Annotated in this window: 25 protein-coding genes; all 25 read right to left on the bottom strand. The window is 73.1% G+C overall.

The features are described 5' to 3' along the window. Window positions 1–13: 13 nt before the first annotated feature. Window positions 14–793 (bottom strand): hypothetical protein, encoded by a 780-nt coding sequence (locus ACWCWD_RS29095; RefSeq protein ID WP_450777268.1) that lies wholly within the window; start codon window positions 791–793, stop codon window positions 14–16. Window positions 794–957: 164 nt separating this feature from the next. Then, on the bottom strand, window positions 958–1263 hold the full coding sequence (locus tag ACWCWD_RS29100; RefSeq protein ID WP_450777270.1) for a hypothetical protein: 306 nt from the start codon (window positions 1261–1263) through the stop codon (window positions 958–960). A gap of 112 nt (window positions 1264–1375) precedes the next feature. Beyond that, window positions 1376–2332: an AAA family ATPase gene (locus ACWCWD_RS29105; RefSeq protein WP_450777272.1), complete on the bottom strand. Its 957-nt coding sequence runs from the start codon at window positions 2330–2332 to the stop codon at window positions 1376–1378. A 230-nt stretch (window positions 2333–2562) separates the two neighbouring features. Next, entirely contained in the window at window positions 2563–2919 is a 357-nt protein-coding gene (locus ACWCWD_RS29110) for a hypothetical protein (RefSeq protein ID WP_450777274.1), read from the bottom strand. Between the two features lie 109 nt (window positions 2920–3028). After that, window positions 3029–3316, bottom strand: coding sequence for a hypothetical protein (locus tag ACWCWD_RS29115; RefSeq protein WP_450777276.1), 288 nt, complete (start codon window positions 3314–3316; stop codon window positions 3029–3031). After that, the gene (locus ACWCWD_RS29120) at window positions 3313–3801 is read right to left on the bottom strand and encodes a hypothetical protein (RefSeq protein WP_450777278.1); all 489 of its coding nucleotides are present in this window, start codon (window positions 3799–3801) and stop codon (window positions 3313–3315) included. The genes ACWCWD_RS29115 and ACWCWD_RS29120 overlap by 4 nt, the downstream gene beginning before the upstream one ends. Before the next feature lie 21 nt (window positions 3802–3822). Continuing rightward, complete coding sequence (locus ACWCWD_RS29125; protein WP_450777280.1) at window positions 3823–4284, bottom strand: RRQRL motif-containing zinc-binding protein; 462 nt, start codon at window positions 4282–4284, stop codon at window positions 3823–3825. A 218-nt stretch (window positions 4285–4502) separates the two neighbouring features. Further along, window positions 4503–4889 (bottom strand): hypothetical protein, encoded by a 387-nt coding sequence (locus tag ACWCWD_RS29130; RefSeq protein ID WP_450777282.1) that lies wholly within the window; start codon window positions 4887–4889, stop codon window positions 4503–4505. Window positions 4890–4998: 109 nt separating this feature from the next. Beyond that, the gene (locus tag ACWCWD_RS29135; protein WP_450777284.1) at window positions 4999–5580 is read right to left on the bottom strand and encodes a hypothetical protein; all 582 of its coding nucleotides are present in this window, start codon (window positions 5578–5580) and stop codon (window positions 4999–5001) included. Window positions 5581–5743: 163 nt separating this feature from the next. Further along, window positions 5744–6520, bottom strand: a complete 777-nt coding sequence (locus ACWCWD_RS29140) for a hypothetical protein (protein WP_450777286.1) — start codon at window positions 6518–6520, stop codon at window positions 5744–5746. A gap of 125 nt (window positions 6521–6645) precedes the next feature. After that, a complete protein-coding gene (locus ACWCWD_RS29145; RefSeq protein WP_450777288.1) occupies window positions 6646–7188 on the bottom strand; it encodes a DUF6197 family protein in 543 nt (180 codons plus the stop codon). Between the two features lie 107 nt (window positions 7189–7295). Next, window positions 7296–9407 (bottom strand): chromosome segregation protein ParM, encoded by a 2112-nt coding sequence (locus ACWCWD_RS29150; RefSeq protein WP_450777289.1) that lies wholly within the window; start codon window positions 9405–9407, stop codon window positions 7296–7298. An 83-nt stretch (window positions 9408–9490) separates the two neighbouring features. Beyond that, a complete protein-coding gene (locus ACWCWD_RS29155) occupies window positions 9491–9907 on the bottom strand; it encodes a conjugal transfer protein TraB (RefSeq protein ID WP_450777291.1) in 417 nt (138 codons plus the stop codon). 24 nt (window positions 9908–9931) lie between these two features. Then, the gene (locus ACWCWD_RS29160; RefSeq protein ID WP_450777293.1) at window positions 9932–12409 is read right to left on the bottom strand and encodes an ATP/GTP-binding protein; all 2478 of its coding nucleotides are present in this window, start codon (window positions 12407–12409) and stop codon (window positions 9932–9934) included. 129 nt (window positions 12410–12538) lie between these two features. After that, window positions 12539–12847 (bottom strand): hypothetical protein, encoded by a 309-nt coding sequence (locus ACWCWD_RS29165; protein WP_450777295.1) that lies wholly within the window; start codon window positions 12845–12847, stop codon window positions 12539–12541. Continuing rightward, on the bottom strand, window positions 12844–13338 hold the full coding sequence (locus ACWCWD_RS29170) for a hypothetical protein (protein ID WP_450777297.1): 495 nt from the start codon (window positions 13336–13338) through the stop codon (window positions 12844–12846). Before ACWCWD_RS29170 ends, ACWCWD_RS29165 begins: the two co-directional genes overlap by 4 nt. A gap of 251 nt (window positions 13339–13589) precedes the next feature. Beyond that, window positions 13590–16265, bottom strand: coding sequence for a hypothetical protein (locus ACWCWD_RS29175; RefSeq protein WP_450777299.1), 2676 nt, complete (start codon window positions 16263–16265; stop codon window positions 13590–13592). 215 nt (window positions 16266–16480) lie between these two features. Next, the gene (locus tag ACWCWD_RS29180; RefSeq protein WP_450777300.1) at window positions 16481–17041 is read right to left on the bottom strand and encodes a DUF6197 family protein; all 561 of its coding nucleotides are present in this window, start codon (window positions 17039–17041) and stop codon (window positions 16481–16483) included. A gap of 116 nt (window positions 17042–17157) precedes the next feature. Beyond that, a complete protein-coding gene (locus ACWCWD_RS29185) occupies window positions 17158–17970 on the bottom strand; it encodes a hypothetical protein (protein ID WP_450777301.1) in 813 nt (270 codons plus the stop codon). Window positions 17971–18378: 408 nt separating this feature from the next. Then, a complete protein-coding gene (locus ACWCWD_RS29190) occupies window positions 18379–18561 on the bottom strand; it encodes a DUF5999 family protein (RefSeq protein ID WP_450777463.1) in 183 nt (60 codons plus the stop codon). 110 nt (window positions 18562–18671) lie between these two features. Continuing rightward, window positions 18672–18842 carry a hypothetical protein gene (locus ACWCWD_RS29195; RefSeq protein WP_450777303.1) on the bottom strand — a complete coding sequence of 57 codons (171 nt, stop codon included), beginning with the start codon at window positions 18840–18842 and terminating at the stop codon, window positions 18672–18674. Between the two features lie 192 nt (window positions 18843–19034). Beyond that, window positions 19035–19160, bottom strand: a complete 126-nt coding sequence (locus ACWCWD_RS29200) for a hypothetical protein (RefSeq protein ID WP_390965889.1) — start codon at window positions 19158–19160, stop codon at window positions 19035–19037. Then, the gene (locus ACWCWD_RS29205; protein ID WP_450777305.1) at window positions 19157–19597 is read right to left on the bottom strand and encodes a hypothetical protein; all 441 of its coding nucleotides are present in this window, start codon (window positions 19595–19597) and stop codon (window positions 19157–19159) included. Before ACWCWD_RS29205 ends, ACWCWD_RS29200 begins: the two co-directional genes overlap by 4 nt. Beyond that, the gene (locus ACWCWD_RS29210) at window positions 19594–20127 is read right to left on the bottom strand and encodes a WhiB family transcriptional regulator (protein WP_450777307.1); all 534 of its coding nucleotides are present in this window, start codon (window positions 20125–20127) and stop codon (window positions 19594–19596) included. The genes ACWCWD_RS29205 and ACWCWD_RS29210 overlap by 4 nt, the downstream gene beginning before the upstream one ends. A gap of 187 nt (window positions 20128–20314) precedes the next feature. Beyond that, entirely contained in the window at window positions 20315–20641 is a 327-nt protein-coding gene (locus ACWCWD_RS29215) for a hypothetical protein (protein WP_450777309.1), read from the bottom strand. Window positions 20642–20669 lie beyond the last annotated feature (28 nt).

The following is a 20669-nucleotide window of genomic DNA, read 5'->3' on the forward strand; positions in this document are numbered from 1 at the left end:
TTTCTGGTGCCGGTCAGGCTGCTGCCACCACCGGGGCCGGGGAGTCCAGCCCGGTCCCGCGCAGCGCGTCCAGCACGTACGCGTCGAGCCGGGCCTCGTGCTGGGCGGCGGTGGCCAGGCCGGCGGCGCGGGCACAGGCGTAGTAGACGGCGTCCCGGCTGGCGCCGGTGCCCTCCAGGGCGTGTTCGGCGGTGTCCTGGGCAAGGTGCTCGGCCCACTGCTGGGCGGCGGACTCACGGCGGGCGCGAGAGATCGCGATCGCCGTCGACTGTGCCCTGACCCCGCTGCCGGTGCTGCGGCTGCCGCACAGGTGCCAGGTCCGGCGCCGCTCGCGCATGCCCTCGGGGTCGGCGTCCCAGCTGGCGGCCCACTCGATGGCCCGCTGCGGGATCTGCTGCTGGACGACGTCCAGGACCTCACGCCCGCGGACACCGAGGGCGGGCCAGGCGTCGGTCTCCTCCACGACGCGGATCTGGTGGGCGAGCAGACGGTAGGGGTAGTGGTGCGGGCTCCAGTTCCCGGTGTCGCCGACCGGCTCCACGATCCACAGCCGCACCGGCCAGACGGCGGACCGGATACCGGTGTCCTCCAGCGCCTCGCCCACCCGCTTGACCATGCGGAAGTAGCTGAACTCGGACTCGTCGAACCAGGGGCGGCCGGGGCGGGGGTGGTCGATGACCTGGCCGACGTGGTCGGCGAGGCTGACCGGTGTGCCGGCCTGGCGGCTGCGCTCGATGATGCCGTCGGCCGGGGTGGCCATGTACCAGGAGACATCCTTGGGCGTGCGCGTCATACGGTCCTCCGTGAAGGTGTGCCGGCCGGGGCCGGTGCGGCAGCGGGCGGTGAGGCCGGTCCCCTCGTGTCTGGCGGGTTGAGGGGCCACTGCGGCCGCCCCGACCCCGGCGGGTGCGGGATCGGGGCGGCACAGAATGCGCTCAACTAGGCAGGCCAGCGGGGTCAGCGGGCCATCTCGATGCCGTCACGCAGATGGGTGCGCGCCCAGGCCAGCAGCGACGCCTGGTCACCGTCCGGGCTGGTCAGCGCGTCGGTGAGGTGGGTGACCGCGATGTCCAGCTCGGCGCTGGCATCCCGCCAGCTGCTGACACCGGATCCGCCGAGGACACCGCTGACCCGTTCGACCAGATCGATGAAGGCGTTCGGGGCGAGGCTCCTGGGCGGTTGCTCGCCGAGGAGAGCGGCAAGGTCGGTGGCGAAGCAGTCGCTCAGCGCACCGAAGGTGTCGGTCTTGGTCTGGACGGCCACAGTGGGCCTCCTTGTCAGATTGAGCCGGACGGGAAGAGGAACGGGCGGGTCACCGGCGCTGGTGGGGCCGGTGACCCGGGGACAGGCGGGGGCGGGTTGTCGGTGGTTCGTCTCAGTCGCGGATCGCGGCCGCGGCCTGCTCCTCCAGGTCGGCGCGTCCGTCGGGGTCGTCGTCCTGGTCGTCGTAGGCGGGGCCGTGGACGGTGCAGGCGATGTCCTCGTCGCCGTCGAGTTCGCCGTTGAGCGCCCGGTACAGGCAGGTGACGCTGTAGGCGGGCACCCACGCGGTGCCGGTGCACTCGTCGTCGTGCGGGCACGGCACCCGAACGTCGAACCCGACGTCGCCCGCGCCGTCCACGTCGGTGCGCAGGGCGAGGGTGAGGTACTGCTGGCCGAGGCGGATCTCCGCGACGCGGTCGCCGTCGGCGATGTCGGAGCCGGGCTTCCACTGCCACAGCGGCAGGATCTCCGCGCCGAAGATCCTGCGTACGAGGTTGAGATCGCCGAGGCCGTCGCCGCCGTCCAGGCCGAGGTCGGCCTGCCGCGTCCCGCTCAGGTGCTCCAGGTACGGCAGCAGCCGGTGAAGGCTGTCGGCGAAGACCACCTCGTTGAAGCCTTCGGCCAGGAGCGTCGGGTGGGAGCGGACCATCGCCGTATGCTGCTGGCGGACCGTGTCGTCCGGCACCGTCCGGTTGGCGGGGCGCGGCCGCTGACGGTCCGTGCACACCGTCGCCGGGGTGGCGACCATGACCGCGATGGCGGGCATCCCGTGCCGTTTCGCGGCGGCGACGAGCGGCTCCCTCGTCGCCCTGGACACGTTGGTCGCGTCCACCACGGTGAACAGCCGTCGGCGCATCCGCGCTTCGAGGAGCAGGTGCAGAGCGGCGACGGCGTCACCGGTCGCGTCCTGGTCGCCGGCGTCGTCGCTGACGGTCTCGCGCAGCGCGTCCAGGGACAGGACCTGCGAGGCGGGCCACGTGCGCGCGATCGTGGACTTCCCGGCGCCGGAGGCCCCGATGAGGACCACGAGGCTGTGCTCGGGCACCTGCGGGTAGGTCGGTGCGGTCATACGGTCTCTCCTTGCGGATGAGGCGGGCCGCCTGGAGGCAGGGCCCGCGGGGGCGTCCCAGCGTTCGGCCGGGACGCCCCGGAAGGTCAGTCGCTGGTGGGCTGGTCGGTGGAGCGGTAGCGCTTGGTCTGACGCAGGATCTGGTTGCGCTGGATGTGTTTGGCGAGGTCAGTGGGCCATCTCAATGCCGTCACGCAGATGGGGCGCTCACTGCTCGCCGTCCGTGCCGGTCAGTGCCTCGGTGAGGTGATCGGCGGCGTAGTCCCGTCGTCGCGCTCGGGCGGCGGGCCCGGAGAGCAGGCGTTAGCGATCACCGGCCCTCGCGGGGTTCCCCGGGACCAGCGGGTGTAGCCGATGGCGCTGGACACATAACTCGTGAGCATCATGCTTCCCGCGTTGTCGATGCGGTCCCGCAGCTCCTCCATGTGCCAGTCCGCGCGCGCGAGCCGGTCAAGAAGCCAGCGCGCGTCTTCCTGCGTGATCCGGTCGGGGCGGGCCTGAAGGGCGGCGATCCGGGCTCGCTGCTCGGAGATGTAGTGGTCGCCATCCAGCGTCGGCACGACGGTCCCGGGCGTGGGTTCGGGCATACGAGATCTCCTTGCGGGTGAGGGTGCCGGCCAGGCCGGATGAGGCGCTGGCCCGGCGTGGGCGGTGAGCAGCCGGGCGGGCCGCACGCGGCGGCCCGCCCGCAGGACGTCAGAAGGGCGGTTGATCCGTCCAGGTCGGGACGGGCAGGAGCCGGACGCGCAGCTCCGGCCGGTCCGACCAGCAGTCGCATGCCTCCATCTCCGGGAAGGGGCCGCCGGTCCACCAGCCGCCGTCGCCGTGGCAGCGCGGGCAGTGGGGCCGGGGGCGGGCGGTGACACGGATGTGGTGGCGGTCGGCGGACACCTTCCAGTGGCCGGCCTTCAGCGCGACGGCGGCCGCCGTCGCCGCGGTGAGCGGGACGGCGGCGGCGAGCAGCAGGGCAGCGCGTGCGGTCACCGGCCCGCCCTCCAGGACCGGTGCGCGGCGGGGGTGCTGTCGCAGTCGTTTCCGCCCGCGTCGCTTTCGTGGGGCATGAGGCCGCCGGAGGTGCTCAGCTCGTCGAGGATCTGCAGGAGGTCGGGTTCGTCGGCGAGTTCACAGCCGGTGTAGCCGCGCCCGCAGGCGCACGGCACGAGCAGGGTGAGCACGTGCTGCTCGGGGTCGGCACTGGTGGCGGTGTGGTGCAGCCAGATGCCGTTGCCCAGAGACGTGATGGCGCTCGGCGTGATGTCCTGCTGCGGAAGCGCGTGGTGGCCGGTCCAGTCGCAGGCCTCCAGCACGCTGCCCAGGGTGTCCTGGTAGTGGCTGTAGACGTGGTTGTCGGCCTCCGTGGCGGCGGCGTCCCGTTCCTCCTCACGGCGGGCGGCAGGGCCGAGCTGTGCGGCGATGTCCAGCAGTCGGGCGTACGGCGACGTGGCCGTGCGATCGAGCGTCTCGGTCATCGAAATTCCTTTCCGGAGTGATCAGGCGGCGAGCCGGTGAGTCACCGGAGCCGCAGTCGTGAAGTACGTGCCGGGGCTGGGTTCGTAGCCCTTGTCGCAGGGGTCGCAGCGGCCCTGGGTGCGCAGCGGAAGGCAGTAGACGTACCGGCGCTGGCAATCCGGGCAGGTGGACCTGGCGGCCATGGCCCGGTCCAGTGCCCATTCCTGAGCGAGCGTCGGTGTCCTCTTCGGGGTCGCCAGGTCGATGCGGAGCAGGTAGCCGCGGGTGGGGTGGCGGCAGGACCAGTTCGGGCGGGTCGCGCACAGTCGGCACCGCAGGATCGCGACCGGCCCGGTGTTGTCGCCGGGGCTCAGTCCCATCTCCCGCAGAGCACGCCGGGTGACAAGGCCCTCGGGAACGGCGCCCCGGTCGAACTCGGGCAGGAGGGCGTCGCTGCGCGGTACCCGCACCGCCTCGCGGTGGCGTTTACGCCGGGTGCGCATCACCGGCTCCAGGTTCCGGGCAGCGGGTGGGGGCGGTAGGGGTGGCGGGGGCCGGGGCGCTGCGGGCGGGGCCGGCCGGTCCGGCGGCGGGGGCGGGGCGAGAGCACGGAGGACCTCCAGAGAGCGCGATGCGGTGTGGGCCTTGCACGCGGCCCGGTGCTGGGCTGGGTGGGGCTCCGGGGCGGCCGGGCCTGTGGGCCGGCGGCCGCCCCGGGCGTTCAGTGACCCGCCGTGCGGGCGGTGAGGGTGGCGCGGGCGGCGTCGGCGAGGAGCACGGTCAGCTGGTGGCCGGTGTCGACCGCGTCCTCCAGGCGCTCGATGAGCTCGGGGTCCAGGCCCTGCTGGCGGGCGCCGATCAGCAGGCCCTCCAGGTAGTGGACGTCGGCCAGGACGTCGCGGCGGGCCTCCAGGAGGCCGGGCTGCACGTGCAGCTCGTCGACGTTCCAGGCGGCGGCCTGCGCCGCATGGTCGGCGGCCTCGCGGTTGGCGGCCGCGGCCTGCTCGGCGAGCAGTACGTCGAGCAGCTCGGGGTCGGTGCGGGCGTAGGACCAGCGGGGAGAGGTGAGAGCGGCCAAGGCCTGCTTGAGGGTGCGTCGGACGGACACGGGACCTCCGTGAAGCGGGCAGCGGCGCGCCCCGGCGACGGGCGTCGACGGGGCGCGAGGGCGTGGTGCGGGGGGGGTGTGTTCGCGGGCTGGGGGGAGTGGCTCCCTGTCAGCTGGCCGGGGTGTACGGCCGTACGAAGAAGCGGGGGGAGCCCTCGTGGCTGGTGGTCCTGACGAGCAGCAGGTCGGGGTGCGCGTCGGCCAGCTTCCGCAGCGCGACCTCGATCCAGGGGGTGGTCCGCTGGATCGTGAGCCGGTCCCGGTCCAGCGCGTCAATCCGGAACTCCTGCTCCTCGACCCTGTTCTGGCGCACACGCACCCGCTTGTGCAGCAGGTTGTGGACGGTGTCGTCGTCGGGTCGGGCAGGGAGGTCGCGGGGCAGGGCCCGGCAGGTGCCCGCGTGAGTGTTGGCGGCCTCGGCGGCGTCGAAGAGATCCATCCAGTCTCTCGCCGTGCTGGGGGCCTTGGCGTAATGGCAGCCCAGGCAGGCGACGGCGTACCTGTACCGCTGGGACGCGGTGTAGACGAGTACGACCGCGTGGGCCTGGGTGTCGTACCGCTGGACGACGGTGATGCCCTCGGGCTTCCACGTCTCGCCGGTCACGATCTCCGGCCGCACCGCGGGGACGGGCTCTTGGGCCTGTGGGACGGGTGCGGCGGGCCTGCGGGTGAAGAGGTCGCTGAAAGCCACGGTGGGCTCCTTCGTGTTCGGGCGGGTGAGGGGGCAGTGCTGCGCCCCGCCGACCGGGGTGGTCGGCGGGGCGCCGGGGTGGGACGGGTGGCCGGGCGGCCTGTACGGCTCTCGCCCGCGTACGGGGTGGGCGAGAGCCAGGCAGGACGACGGGTCAGCGAGGTCAGCGCTTCTGGAGCGGGTGCACGTTGTCCGGGACGCCGGGGGCCGGCGGGGTGGGGACGTGGATCTCGGGGCGGATGTCGATGGTCGGGGCCTCGGTGTGGACGAACAGCGCGGTGCGCAGGGTCAGGCCGCGTAGCGCGAGGGTGGAGGCGGCGGCCCAGGCGAGGACGGCGAGGCCGGTGGCGATGGTGCGGCCGTCGGCGGGCGTCGCGCTGTGGACCATCGCGATGCTGACGGCGCCCCAGGCGGTCCAGGTGAGGCGGGCGCCGCTGCTGCGGAAGAACCCGCCGACCAGGCCGAAGAGGCCGACCACCTGCCAGAGGGTGTAGACGGTGGAGGCGGTGATCGGCAGCGTCGCGGAGCGGGTGGCGATGTAAGAGCGGACCGGCTGGTCGACCACGGCGAAGACGCCGGTGGACGTGTCGGCGCCCACCTCGACCCGGGGCATAGCGGTGAGTAGGCGGTGGAGCGCGTCGACCAGGACGTCGGCCGCGGTGTCCATCAGGATGAGGACCGCGCAGATCCCGGCCAGGCCGATCGCGGCCTTCAGCCAGGTCGCCATGGCGTGCCACCCGAGTTCCGGGGCCTGGCGCAGGTCTTCCCACCGCTGGTAGAGAACACCGCCGTCGTCCCACGCCTCCTGCCACGCCCTGCCCAGCCGGGCGAGTAGCGCGGTACTGGGCGAGTCGTCCGGGTCGGCGGCCGACCGCTGGCTGGTCTGGTCGGAGAAGTGCGGCTTGGGCTGGCCGTTGAGGGGCTTGTCGTCGAAGGGCATGGGTGGTGGCTCCCTGGTTCAGTTCGGGTGAGGACGGGTGGTACGCGGCCGGGCGGCCTGTCCCGCACCCGAGCGCCCGGGTGTTCCGGGGTTCGGGTGCGGGGCGGGTAGTCCGGGGGAGCGGGTCACAGGCCGCGGGTGTCGGCGAGGTCGGCGGCCTGGCCGAGGGTGCGGACCGGGACGCGGCCGTCGGTGCCCTTGAAGGAGTCGTTGAACGAGGGCACGGAGTCGTAGCGGTCGCCGAACTGACGGCGGATCGCGTCCATCACGACGGCGACGGCGTTCATCTCCAGGCCGAGGTCGCGGCGGGACTCGACGCGGATCGCACCGAACAGGCACAGGGCCCCGTCCTCGTCCTGATAGGCGCCAGCGCACCAGCCGCCGGTGAGAAGCCGGTGGTGGGCGCGCTGGAGGAGGGCGGCGACGGGGGTCGGGTACGGGGTGGGCGGCGGTTGGAGCGTCGGGGTGAGCGGGACGGTGACGGTGTCGGCCAGGTTCACGTGCTCGGTGGAGATGTGGGCGGTGTTGACCTCGTGGGCGACGGCAGCCTCGTCCAGGCGCAGGGTCATCTCCGTGTTGATGAGGGCGAGGCGCTCATCGAGGGACAGGGGCTTGGGAGGGGTGGGGGCGACCAGGGCGTTCCGGGTGCGGGCGGGGGTGGGTGGCATCGGGGTTCCTGGATCGTCGGGGGTGAGCACGGCCGGTGGGGGTGCGTCCTTCCGGGTGCGGGCAGGGCCCGGCCGGTTGGCCGGGCCCTGCGGGGTGTGCGGGTGGGTCAGACGCCGGTGAGGTTCTTGAGTGCCTCCAGTGCCTGGCGGGTCGTGGTGACCGTGTCGCGGCGTGCCGTGGGCTTCGCGCCGCTGGGCCGCTTGCCGCCGCCCTTCTTGGGCGCCTCCCCGTCCCCGTTCTCGTCCTCGTCGAGGTCACCGAACTCGCCGGGGCGGGGCGGCAGGGTCCAGTCGAACCACAGGTCGCGTGCCTCGAGTTCGCGGATCTCGTGGTCGGTGAGGGTCGCGACGACGTCGGGGAAGAAGTCGTCCAGGCCGTCCTTGAAGTTCATGAACAGGGTGCGCAGGACCTCGGGCTGCTTGGCTTCGACGATCCAGCCGGCGCCGCCGGTGTTGGAGTCCGCCGGGGGTTCGGGCTCGCCGCGCATCACCCGGTCGATCCGGCCCGCCTCCTCCGGCGAGAAGCTGCGGGGGAGGGGGTCGGGGACGTTCTCGGACGGGATCCCCAGGTCCTTGAACATCCGTCCCACCTTGCCGGGCGCGACCTTCAGCACGACGGGGATGCAGTTCTCGCGGAGGTTCTCGCACAGCAGCTGCGTGAAACCGTCCTGGACGAAAATGCTCTGTCCGGCGACCTTGATGCCGACGCCGTACTTGCGGCCCTTGACCGACACCTTCTCGGCGAGGTCCATGATCTCCGCGCCGTAGTCGCCGTGGCGGGCCGCACTGAGGAACTCGTCCAAGTAGGCGGACAGCATCCGGTAGGGGCAGCCCGGCGACTTGGGGTCCCAGTCGTAGACCCGGCCGTCGGCCCACACCATCTCGCCGCGGATCTCCATCAGCGCTTCCAGGGTGCGCAGGAGCCGGATCATGTAGAGCGCGCCGACGCCGTAGCGGTCGGCGTACTCGCCGAGCTTGGCGGCCTTCTCGTCCGGGGCTTCGGCCGCGAGCCAGACCACCGCGCCGAACAGGGCGTCGGCGGCGACGTGGAGAGCCATGAGCTGGGTCTTGCCGCCGCCGGACGGGGCGACGAACAGGCCGTGCGCCGCGCCCCGGTCGGTGAAGACCCGGTTGCGGGCGGGCTGCCCGTTGCCGAGGTAGCCGGTCACCCACCGCCCGTTCTCGTCCGGGGTGAGGAGCTCCCGGGTGGCGGGGAAGACCTGCGCCAGCGGGCTGGAGTCCCAGAGGGAGACGAGGACCTGGCTGCCGTCGAGGGTGACGAACAGGCGGCCCTCGTCGTACTTGGTCTTCAGCACGGCGGCCAGGGCGTGGAGGTTGACGCGCGGTTCGCCCATCTCGTCGGGGACCTGGGCGATGTAGTGGGTGACCTTCCGCTCGCCGTCGCGGACCTTCTTGACGAACTTTGAGCCGGGCACGGGCCCGCCGGCGATCCGGTCGGCCCACCACTCGTGGGTGGTGGGGGCCTTGCGGCGGCGCTCGTTCGCGTCGGGGGTGACGTGGACTTCCTTCCAGCCGGGTCCGCCTTCGCGCCCGTACTGGCGCACCACGTCCTGGATCCGTACGTCGGTGGTCTCGATGCCGAACGCGGCGGCGACCGCTTCCTCGGTGAGACCGGAGATCGGCCGTCCCGGCTCGGCGGCGCGCAGCAGCAGGGACAGGTCGTGGGGCATGCCCGGCTCCGGGGTGGCCTTGACGACGATGGTGCGGCCGGGCATGCCGCGGTTCTCCCACAGCCGGCGGACCTGGCGGGTGAAGGCGTCGGCGCCGTCGTCCGGCTGCGCGCGGGACGGCTCCGGAGCGGGAGCGGGGCGCGGCTGCGGTGCGGGGACGGGGGCGGCGAGGGCGGGGCGGTGATGGCGGCGGGTGTGCCGGGAGAAGGGCATCACCGCCCAGCCGGCTGCCGCCCAGGAGGCGGCGAGGATGCCGTCCAGGCACCAGGGGCCCCAGCCGATGGTGTGCCGTGCGGTGATGTCGATGGCGGCCGCGAGGACGAGCGGCGACCAGCGCAGGATCCGGCGGCCGGCGCCGGTGTCGTCGCTCTTGGCGGCCAGGACCCAGCCGCCGACACCGGCCGCGCCCGCCAGCTGCACGACCGTGTTGACGGGACTGTCGGCGAGCAGGTTCGGGGCCGCGGCGAGCACGGGGGCGGTCAGGGTGTAGAGGGTGCGCTCCAGGGCGACGCTGCGCGGCACGGACACGGGGTGCTCCTTCGGGGATGCGGCGAGGGGCGGCCCGCCGGTACGTGGCGGGCCGCCCCTCGGGGGCTCGGGTGGGGTGCGGGTCAGTGGGCGAAGAAGCCCGGCTTGGGGGTGCGCTCCTTGCGGTTGGAGCGGAGGGTGTCCAGGCCCTCGTACAGGCGGGCGTGGGTGCGGCGGGTGTCGTGGGCGAGGCCGGAGACCTCCTGGGCCGTCTCGTGGAGCTTGCGGACCTCGATGGCGGCGCCGCCCAGGGCGACGGACACCTGGTTGGTCATCTCCACGAACTTCTTGTCGAGTTCGGCGTTGGCGATGGCGACGGCCAGATCCTCGGTGCGCTGGGCGTTCGCCTTCATGCGGCGCAGCAGCGTCCCGAGTTCGGTGTCGGCCGTGTCCATGGCCGCGCCCAGCGTCTTGAGTTTCTGCTGGACGGCCTTGTAGCGGTTGTCGCCGTCCGTGCGGGCGGCGGCACCGCCACCGGTGTGGGGTACGAGGTCGCTCATCGGCGGGGTTCTCCCTTTCTGGTTCTAGTCGTGGTGGGCGGCGGACGAGGCGTGGGCCAGGCCCACCTCCTCCATGGCCTGCATGTCGGCGCTGTACGTGCGCCCGACGGCAAAGGCGGCGAGCAGGGCGGCCTCCGAGGCGATTCCGCACTCGGTGGCGCACCGCTCGGCGACCTGCTTCATCCGGGCCGCGGCGTCGGCGAGGTCGGTGATCTGGTCGACGACCCGGGTGTCGATGTTGTGGTCGCCGACCAGGTCGGCCGCCATGTCCCGCAGCGCGTCGGCGACCTTGCCGAGCGCGACGGCCAGCTCCTCGGCCCGCTCCGCGTCGAGCCCGGCGGCGATCGCGATGTTCACGATCTCCGTCAGGTACTCGCCGAAGGTGACGTCGGTACGGTGCCGGGCCGCCATGCCGACCTGGCCCGAGGAAGGCTTGCTGACCTGGGATGCCACGGGGTCCTCCTGTGCGGTGGGACGGCTGGTGCCGGGACGCTGGGTGTGGGGCTCCGGGGCCCGGGGCAGGCCCGGCGGACTGCTGACGTGCACGCCAGCCGGGTCGTCGACGACGACCGCGTCGACGATGTCCTCCTCTTTGGCCGGGGCGGGGCGCGGCGGCCGGGCGGGATGGTCGGGCCACTCCGGCGGGAGGGGTTCGCCGTGCACGCTGAAGAACGGATCCCCCTCTCCGGTCCCGGACCCGGTGCTGAAAAAGCCGGGGCCGGGACTGACGAACGGGTCCTCCGCCCCGGCGCTGTCGAACCCCGGCCCGGGCCGCGAGTCTGCCCCGCCGTCCCGGTCGCCACGGTCGGTCCTCAGCCGATCCCGGAGCCGCTCGGAGAAGCTGCGGTCATCGTCCGGGTCGTCCTTCAGATCGTCGTCCTCCGGCCCGCCACCGGACGTGGCGCTGGACGGGTCGGCCGGCTCCTCCTTCCCCTCCCTGGATGTAGCGTCGGGCTCCGCGTCCTCGGCGTTGGCCTTGGGCTTGGGCTCGGGCTCGGGCTCCGCGCCCTCGGCGCCTTTGGTCTTGGCGTCCTTGGCCTTGGGGTCGGTGTCCGTCCCGGTGCCGTCGTCCGGCGTCGTGGCTGCGGAGGCGTCAGGTGTCGTCTCGTCGCCTTTCGTGCCGTCGCCCGGCTCCTTGGCGGCGGAGCCGTCCTTCGACGGTTCTGAGGGCTTCTCAGGCTCATCCTTGGCCGTCTTCTCGGTGGTGGCCTCGGTGTCCTTGTCACCGGTGCCGTCCTTGGACTCGCCGTCCTTCTCGGCCTTGTCCTTCTCGGCCTTGTCCTTCTCGGCCTTGTCCTTCTCCGCCGCGCGGCGGAGCTCCCAGCGCCGCTGCGCCTCCTCCTTGACGGCGGCCCCGAGGGTTACGCGGTCGTCGGTAGCCGCCTTGGCCGCCTCCCGCTTCGCCTCTGCCGCCGCCTCCCGCTTCGCCTGCCCTGCGGCCTTCCGCTCGGCTTTCGCCTTGCGGCGTTCCTCGCGGGCCGCCTGGACGGCGGCGCGGTCTTGGTCGCGGTCCTTGGTCCGGTCGGCGAGCTTCGCGGCCTGGTCGGCGCCGCGCCGCTGGTCGCGTGCCGCCTGACGGGCGGCAACGCGCTCCTGGCGACCACGGACCCGCTCCGCCCGGGGGCTGGCGGCCGGCGCGTCCTTCGACTTGCCGCCGCCGCCCTTCGAGCCGCCGTTACCGGTCCCGGAACTGCCCGAGCCGCTCCTGCTGCCCGAATTTCCCTTGTCCGTACCGGCCTTGCCCGACCAGGGCCCGCCAGAGCCGTTCTGACGGCCTTTCGGGCCGCCGGACGACTCATTGCCCTTCGCGGCACCCTTCCCGCCACCAGCGGGGCGGTCAGGGCCCTTCCCGGGCGAGTTACCGCCCCCCGGCCCGCGCCCCACGCTGCCGGAACCGTTCGTGCCCGAGCCCCGGCCTCCGCCCCGGCCGGAACCGCCGCCGGCCTTCGAGCGGTCGCCCTTGTCAGCGCCCAGGCCGGAGCCGGAGGACCGCGCAGCGTCGGCCTTGCTGCGCGCTGCCGCTCTGTCGCCCTTCGCTTTCGCCAGTGCGGCGTGGAGTTTCGCGTTCTGCTCCATCATCGCGGTTTCCTGAGCGGTACGGGCCCCGACCAATGCGGCTTTGCGTGCGATTTCCGCCTCACGGAAAGGCGCTTCACCGGCATGCCGGTCACGCGCCACCATCAAGCGGAGTTCCAGCCAGTCACCGAGACGGTCGGCGAGAGAGCGGCGCTGCACATATTCGCCCTCTTCGTATTCGCCGCTCTCTTCTTCTATTTCCGGCGGCGCAATCCCTTCCGACCGCAATGCTGCGGCCGGGTCGGGGGCGGCCGGAATGGCGGGGAGTTCCATAGTGGTCTCCTCCGGCGTTTCCGGGGGAGCGGCGGGAATGTCCTCGGGGGCGGGGACGGTGTCGCTGTAGTCCGGCATCGGCGGGGGGACGTATGAGGGATCGTCGGCCCAGGGGCCGCGGACCAGAGTCCCGCCGTCGTCGTCGTCGGACACGGCGCGCCTCCTTCCAGGGGGTTGACAGAGCGTGGGGTCTTGTGTGCACGCGTGCACGGGTGCACGTGTGCACGCTTTACGCGAGGCGAAGGCCCCGCCGGGAGCCGGCGGGGCCTTCGCTGGTTACGTTCAGTGACGCGGGGGGTTCTTCTCCACGACCCGCTCGGCGTAGGTGAGGAGGTCGGTCCAGAGCCGTTCGCGCCCGGCGGCCCGCTCGTCCAGCGCCGTGATGAACAGGCGGCATACGAGCGCGAAGCCGACGTGGACGTCGGTGCGACCGGCTTTTGCGCTTTTCGAGATCCCGGACCGTGCCAGGCGGAGCCAGAATTCCATCTGGCCGAGTTCGCCGCGAGATTCGCGGGCTTTATCCGCCTCTTCCTTCAGCCACTGCTGGCGCCGTGCGGCGGAGCGTTCTGTGCTGGTGAGGGGGCGGTTCACGCCGAGTTCCTGTTGCGCAGGTCGTAAATCGACGTGGGTTCACTGTAGCGGGTGCCGGAGCCGTTGTCACCCCGCTGTTCCCCGGAATTCGGGGTGGGCGGCGCGGCCTGAATCGGCTGCGGGTTCTTCTTCCGCGCCTTTTCGAGTTCCTTTTCCTTCCGGGCGCGCAGGGTATTCACGACCGTCTCGTCGTGCGCGTGCCTTTTGTAGGCGCTCTTTTCGAGGCCTTCGGTGAGGCTGTTGAGGTGGTGGAGAACGTCCTTGAGGGCCCGCTCGACGGGCATCGCCCGCAGCTTGGCGTGGTACCAGCGGTCGCCCTCGATGTGGTTCCTGCGCAGGTGCACGCGGGTCTCGATGGCCAGGGTTTCCACGTTCTTGCCGATGTCCAGCAGGACCCTCTGGATGTCGGCGAGGTAGCGGGCGGTGGCCTCGGGGTTGGCGGCCACGTCCGCCAACGGCGACGACGTGGCCCGGTTGGGGGTTTCGTTCACGGGAGGTGCCTCCAGGGCGGGGTCGGAGCTGCTGTACTGGTGGACGTGACTGCTTCCGGCAGTCGCAGCGAGGGCCAGCCCGATGACTGCGGGCTGGCCCTCACTGGTGTGTGCCGGACGGTTGGGGCGGGCCCGGCTCGGAGATCCGAGCCGGGCGAGCACGGCGTGACGGATGCAGCGTTGGGGAGTTGCACGCTGAGGTCAGTCGTACCGCTGACCGGTCCGGACCACGGGCCACCGGTCCGGACCGGTCAGTGGACCGGGTTCTGCTTGAGGGCGACAGAGATCTGTCCGGCGCGGTCCGTGGAGATGGACCCGCCCTCAGTCCGGACCGCGTGGGCGATGTTGGTCCGATTCAGCGGCTCGTTCGCGGTCCGCAGCCGGTCCAGCGCGGTCCGCTCCAGGTCCGTGAGCGTGATGACCGTGAGGTCCGGACCGTCGTGCGCGTCCCGGTCCGGACCGGAACCGGCGCCCTCACCCGGGCGGGGGTCCGGCCCGGACCGGTCCGGGCCTTGCGGTCCGGCCTCGGGGTCGGCGGTCCGGACCGTGACCCTGGCCGCCGCGGGTGCGCCGTGGGTGGCGGGCACGGACCGGGCGGTCCGGTCCGGACCGGCAGAGGTCCGCTGGTCAGCGCCGGTACGACTGGCCGGACCGGACTCAAGGGCGAGCGCCGGTCCGGCGGTCCGGTCCACGACCCCGGCGGTCCGGACCGGACCGTGGACCGCGTCCGTCCCGTCCGGACCGGTCCGGACCGGATGGGCGCCGTAGTGGACCGGGCGGACCTGGGAGGGGATCTGGTCCGGTCCGGACCGGTCGGCGCGGGTGATGGTGAGGACGGTGGGGATGGCGGCCGGTCCGTGGTCGCCGGTCCGGACCCGGGGGACGACGACTCGGTGGAGTGCCCGTCCGGTCCGGACCGCTTCCCGGTCCGCGAGGCGCGCGGTCCGGACCGCGTCGCGGTCCGCGAGCCGGGCACCCGCTGCGGTCCAGGCCCGGTCCAGGGTGGTCAGGTTCGCATCGGTGATCGCCAGCGACCAGGCGGTGAAGCTGTGGACCGGGTAGCGGGCCCAGCGGACCAGCCCGATCGACGGGCGGGCCTTGGCGACCTTGCCGTCCTCACGGAGCTGGCGCCGGTGGATCAGCGAGGCGTACAGCTCCCACAGGACCATCCCGACGATCGACATCGCCGCGAAGGCCACGGCCTTCGGCGTGAAGTGCCAGTAGGTGATCTGCTCCGTCCAGATGCCCGCCTTCGCGTCCCAGACCCGGCTGCCCTCCTTCGGCAGCCCGGAGGCGTGCCAGAAGTTCATGACCGCGGCGCCCATGGCGAAGATCCACGTGCTGACGCGGTAGAGGGTTCCGGCGTCGCCGCCCTGGCGGGCCTGGTGGTACATCCACCCGACGAACGCGGTGGACAGTTCCCAGGCGGCGGCGAACAAGATCGTCCAGGGGACGACCCAGCCGAGGATGTCCTCGGCGAAGCCGGCCTGCCCGGTCCACGCGACCGCCATCGGCGCGGTGATCGGACCGATCACCAGCAGGCGCTCGGAGTTGACCTTCATGAACTTCTTGGCCCGGGCCGCCTTGGTGGGCTTGCCCTCACGGGCCTTTGCCTTCCGGGCGTCCTGCGCGTCCCGGCGCTCCTGGTGGGCCTGGCGCTTGAGGCGCTTGCGCTCCAGCGCCCGCTCGGTACGGTCGGTGGCCTGCTTCATCCGGGCAGCGGCCTGGGCCACCAGGTCGTCGGCGGCCTTCAGCGTGACCTCGGCGTCGGCTTCCCGCAGCCGGGCCTTCGCCAACGCCTGCTCCGCCTCCTGGAGGTCCGACGTCCTCTTCGTGCGGGCGTCGGCCAGGATCCGCTCGGCCTCCTCACGCTTCGTGCGGGTCAGCCGTTCGGCGTCCGCGGCTGCCGTCGCCAGCTGCCGGGTCGTGTCCTCCTCGGCCAGCTTCCGGGTGCGGGCCGCGTCCTCGCGGGCCTCGGCCAGCTCCCGGGCGGCGTCCTCACCGAGCCGGGCCGCCTGCGCTCGTGCCCGGCGCAGCTCCTGCTCCGCGTCGGTCGCCGCCTCACCACGGACCCGGTCCGCGTCCTCGGCGGCCGCCGCCCGCGCACCGGCCGCCTCCCGCGCCGCGTCCTCGCGCAGCGCGGATACCTCCTGCTCGGTTGCCTCGCGCTGCGCGGTGAGCTCCAGGACGGTGCGGGAGTGCAGCGCGTCCACGTCGGTACGGGCGGCGGCGAGCTGCTGGCCCGCCTCAACCCGCGCCTGGTCCAGCACTCCGAGCGCGTCGACCCGGATGGCGGCAGCCTCCTCGGCTGCCTGCTCCAGCAGTCCCCGGGCCGCCTGCTCGGCGTCCTGGCGGATCTGCTGTGCCTGCTGCTGGGCGCGGCGTTCGATGACCCGGCCGGATCGCTCGCCCTCGGCGCGGTGGCGGGCCGCGACCGCACGCGCGGTCACCTTGGCCTGCGCCGCGTCGGCGTGCGCTTGGTCGCGGATCTGCTGGGCCTCCTGCTCCGCGTCGGCGTGGAGCAGGCTGGTGCGGGTGGTGGACTCGGCCAGCCGGCGCCCGGCTTCCTCGGCGACCTCGCGCATCACCTGGCGGGCGTGACCGTCCGCGGCGGTGCGCAGCACGGTCGCCTCCCGGTCGGCGGCGGTCAGGAGGTCTTGGGCGCGGGTCTCGGCTCCGGCCACCAGGACGCGCGCCTCCATGAGGGCGGTGTCGCGGATCAGGTCGGCGGCGTCGGCGGCCCGGTCGCGGGTATCCGCGACCAGGGCAAGTGCCTCCATGTCCACCGTCAGCTCCGCCGCCGGCCCGGCCGGGGCCGGGACAGTGTCGGGGGAGGTGGCGGTGGGCTGCGGAGCCGGGCTGGTGGCCACCGGCGTCGGCTTCTTGCGGGCGGGGGGCCTCTTGCGGGCGGTTCGTGTGGCGGCCACGCCGCCTCCTTCCAGGTCGGTGCCGCCCTCACAGGGCAGCGGGGTTCGAGTGGTCCGGGCCATGCCCGGAGAGGGAGGAGCGAAAAGCGGGCATCCCGGCGCGCGGGCGGCCGGTCCCAGAGGGGGCACCGGAGGGCGGGCCGAGAACCGGTTGCCGCTCCCGGGGTACGGGAGCGGCAACCGGGCACCGCGTTCTCCGGGTAGGACGGGGGTAGTCAGGCCGCCGGGGCGTCCGGCACCTGCGGGGCATGCTCGGCCGCGCCGTAGGTACGGGCGAAAGCCGCCGCGGCAGCGAGCAGGCCGAAGACTTCCTCGACCCTGCGGGCGGGGTGCTTGTCCCAGTCGTTGTAGTCGGCGTGGGGCGCACCGGTCAGGGCCCGGATGAGCAGCGCGAAGATCCAGCGCAGAGCTACACGTGTGTCGGTACTGAAGCGGCGGTCGGAGTCGGTGTCGATGGCGTGGGTCAGGGCGTCGCCGATGCTGCGGCCGGCCGAGTAGGTGGGGTTCCAGCCCGCGGTGCGCAGGATCGTCATGGCCGTCTCGGCGTGGGCGGCGATCCGCTCGCCGGTCAGAGGCATGCCGCTGGGGCCCCAGCGCAGCCAGTCGGTGTAGTCCTCGGCCAGTGCCCAGGCGCGCTCGATCAGCGAAACCGGGGTGCTGGACGAGGTGGAGGCGGCGATCGTTCCGGCGACAAACGTCTCGATGTCACGGACGAACTCGTCCGCGGTGGCCTCCAGGTCCTGGCTGCGGCGCAGGCCACGGTTCAGCTCGAACATGTGCTGGTCCTCTCGACGGCGTGGTTCCGGGCTGTCCGGCTCCCCCTCACCGCCGCTGCCCGCCCCGCCCCGCAGCGTGTGCGGGCCGGGGCGGGCAGCGGCAGATCGGGCAACCGTCAGACCGGGCTGCGGTCCGTATCTCCGGCGAGGGTGGCGACCTCGCGCAGCCGCTCACGCTGGGACTCGATCAGCTGCTCGGCGGCCGCAACCATCGGGGTCGCCCGGCCCCAGAGCACGGTGCCGTTGCGGACCACGGCGTACTGGGGGAGCGGGCGCGTGTAGCGGCTCGCGAGCCCGACCTCCCACGCGGACGCGTCGATCCCGCAGCCCTCGGCCACCGTCGTCAACGACAACCCGTACTGCCAGCCGGTGACCACGTGCTGCTCGTCCACGGCGCCGGCGAGCTCCTCCGCGACCGTGTCCCACGCGGCGGCCGCCGACTTCACCACGGTCTCCACGTCGGTGAGCCGCAGCAGCTGCGCCCGCCACATGCCGTCCGTGCTGCGCCAGAACTGGTCGAACGTCGCCGTCAAGCGGCTGCGCGCGGACGTCCAGGCCGCCCAGAGTTCGGCGGCCCGGGGCAGGAGCGGGGCGATCTGACGGCGTAACCGGGCCTGCGCCCACAGGATCGCCGCCGCCTCGTACTCGCGGTCCAGGGCGTCGGAGTCCTCCCGGGACAGCTCGCGCCACGCGCCCGCCGGTACCCGGGGCTGATCCTCGGTTCCGCTGAACGGCTCGAAAGAGAAGCACAGGTCGCCCTGGTACCTGCCCGCCGCCACGCCCCGGAAGTGCGGGTGGTGCAAGCGGGCGATGGTGAGCTCGATGTTCGCGGCCACGGTCGGCTCGGCGGTCGCCGTGATCGGGTGGACGGGGTGGCGGCGCAGGCCGGTGTCGTCCAGGGGGTGGCGAAGCGGGATGGTGTGCGGCACCTGCGGTCTCCTCGTGATCGAGAGGTCGGTTGAAGCACCCTCGGCGGGTGCGGTGGTGGAGCGGCGTGCGGGCTCTCTCCGGCCCCCTCACCGCCGCTGCCCGCCCGCGCACGGTGCGCGGGCGGGCAGCGGCGGATCGGGAAACCGTCTGAGCGGGCGGGTCAGACCTCGTCGAGCGGGACGCGAACGGTGCCGTCGTCGCCGTTGGTGCTGTTGATCGCGTTCATTGGGGCCTCCTTGGGCGTTTCCCGAGCTGGTCGGGCTCGGCACCGCCCCGCCGGAAGGGCGGGGCGGTCCCGGGCTGGGCCAGAGGAGAGAGCTGTCCGGCTCCCCGTCACCGCTCGTCCCGGCCGCCGGGGTTCGGCGGCCGGGACGAGCGGATCAGGTAGCTGCCAGCTGGCAGACCGGTCAGGCCGCGAGCCGGTGCGGGGCAACGGCCCGGTTGTCGGGGAGCAGCTCGCCGGTGTCCTCGAAGAGCAGGACGGCGTTGCACAGGAGGCTCCAGCCCTGTTCGGGGTGGGCGGCGATGACGCGGGCGGCTTCCCGGGCGGGACTGGTGGCCGTGGGGCACGTCGGCGTGTGGGTGCACAGGGAGGCCGGCAGGGTCTGGGCCGCGTCCGGGGTGACCGTCATCGGGTCGGCGTGCTGGTCAGAGGACTGGGCGGGCGTCAGGGGGTGCGGCATGCGGGGTCTCCGATCGGTCAGAGTGCGCGGAGGGTGCGGAGGTAGGCGTCCTGGAGGTCGGCGAACCGCTCGTAGAGCGGACGGCCGGTCTTGCAGGGGGTGTCGGGCTGGCAGGTCGTGCAGTCCCCGCTGTGGTCCCGCCACGTGCGGTGGGCGGCCATGTAGCGGGTGAGCAGGCTGTCGGCCATGGGTGACGTCCTTCGGTGGTACGGGGGTGGAGGTCGGCGACGGTGTGCCCGCGGTCCCACGCCCTGGCGGCCGCCGTGGCGGCGGCGACCAGGAGCGCGAGGGTGACCGGGTGGGCCAGGCCGTACGCGGTGATGGCCCGGACCGCGCGGTGCTGGGCGGTCCGGGCTGCTCGTATCGGGTGCACCAAGCTGCTACGGCTTCTTCTTCGTGCCGCCGCCGCAGGTGCACGGCTCGTGCTGCACCGACTGGTACTTCTTGCCGTCAGCGCCCACGTGGTTGACCGTCACCAACTTCGCCGGGTGCCCGCAGGAGCTCACCGGACCGGCGCCTTCGCCGAGGTCAGGGCAATCGCCTGGGGGCAGGGGCCGGAATGCCAGCCGCTGCACGTCCCGCACGCGTACTCCGGATTCCGCGCGGCACGGTGCACATCAGCCGGAGGGATCCACGGCGGGCAGGTGCAGGTCCAGTTGTTACACACCCCGCACGCCTCCTCCGCGCCCCGCATCGGCAGGGGACGGGTGAGGCGCAGGACCGGCTGACGCTCGTAGCCGGGCATCATCTCGGCGAGGGTGCGGCGCGCCCGGCGGCCGGCGGACCGGGCCCGGGCGTCTCCGTCGTCGACGAGCTCCTGGACGAGCTGGTGGAACTGGTCGGTCTCGTCCCGCTCGGGACCGCGCTTGTTGTCGTCCCGCTCCATGTCCTCGAAGAGGCCGGCGCGCGGAGCGAGGATGACGGTCGCGAGAGTGGTGGTCATGCCGCCACCCCCCAGCCCGCCCGCGCCCGGCGGCCGGTACGGATGGTGCTGATCCGGGCGGCGAGGGTCCGGAGGACGGCGTTCTGGGCGGCGGTCCGCAGCGCAGTGTTGCGGACCGCCCCGTACCGGCCGCTGTCCGGGCTGGTGATCGCCTCGGACCGCAGCTCGGCCACCAGGCGGTCGAGCTCCTGGCCCTCGGTGTCCCGGTCGACGGCCGTCGCGGCCGCCAGGCGCACGGCCTGACGGTCACGCAGGTCGGCGAGCTCGGGACCGGTGAGACCAGCCCGGACCATGTCGTCACGGTCCGGGCGGCCGTCCCCGTCACGCAGGGCCAGTTCGGTGCAGGCCGCCCGGGCCGGGCAGCCGACACAGACCCGGACCACCTCGGCGCGGCGGGCCTGCCACTCGATGTACGGCTCGCCGTCCTCGCGGAAGAAGAGGTCGAGGTCGACGGTGGCGCACTCGGCGCTGGCGTCGACCGCCGCCTGGAGTACGGCCCGGCGCGTGTGCCGGGCCTGGGTTGATGTCATCCTGGGCATGCGCGTTTCCCTTCGTGGAGGGTGAACTGCGAAGACGAACCCCCGGGGTTGCACCCCCGGGGGTTCGTCGTTTTCTGCGGCCGGATGGCCAGGACTGCTCTACGAGCAGCCACGGCCGTCGCCATCCGAGTGCGGTGCGGATGGCGGCGGCCGTGGGCGTTCGTCGGCGGACGGGAGGTCAGGCGGCCAGCGGTTCAACGACCGCCGGAGTCGTCTCGGGCAGCGTGACCACAGTCGTGAGCTGGGCCGCGTGGTACGAGGGGGACGTCCTTTCACGGACGACCTGCCGGGCGGCCTGCGCCAGCCAGGTAGGGATGTCGGCCTCCATACCGGCATCCGTTCCGACGTGGAGCGATCCGAGTGCCATCGCCCACGCGGCCCGGGAGATCTCGGGACCCCGCCGGTGGTCGGCGAGGTCGAGCATGTCGTTGACGTAGGCGAGAAGGGGCTGCTGGTAGCGGCCGAACTGGGCGGCGGGACGGAGCAGTCGGGGGGCGTTCTGCATTGGGGTTCCCTTCGGGGCGAGGATCGGC

The organism is Streptomyces sp. NPDC001493 (genome assembly GCF_053597235.1).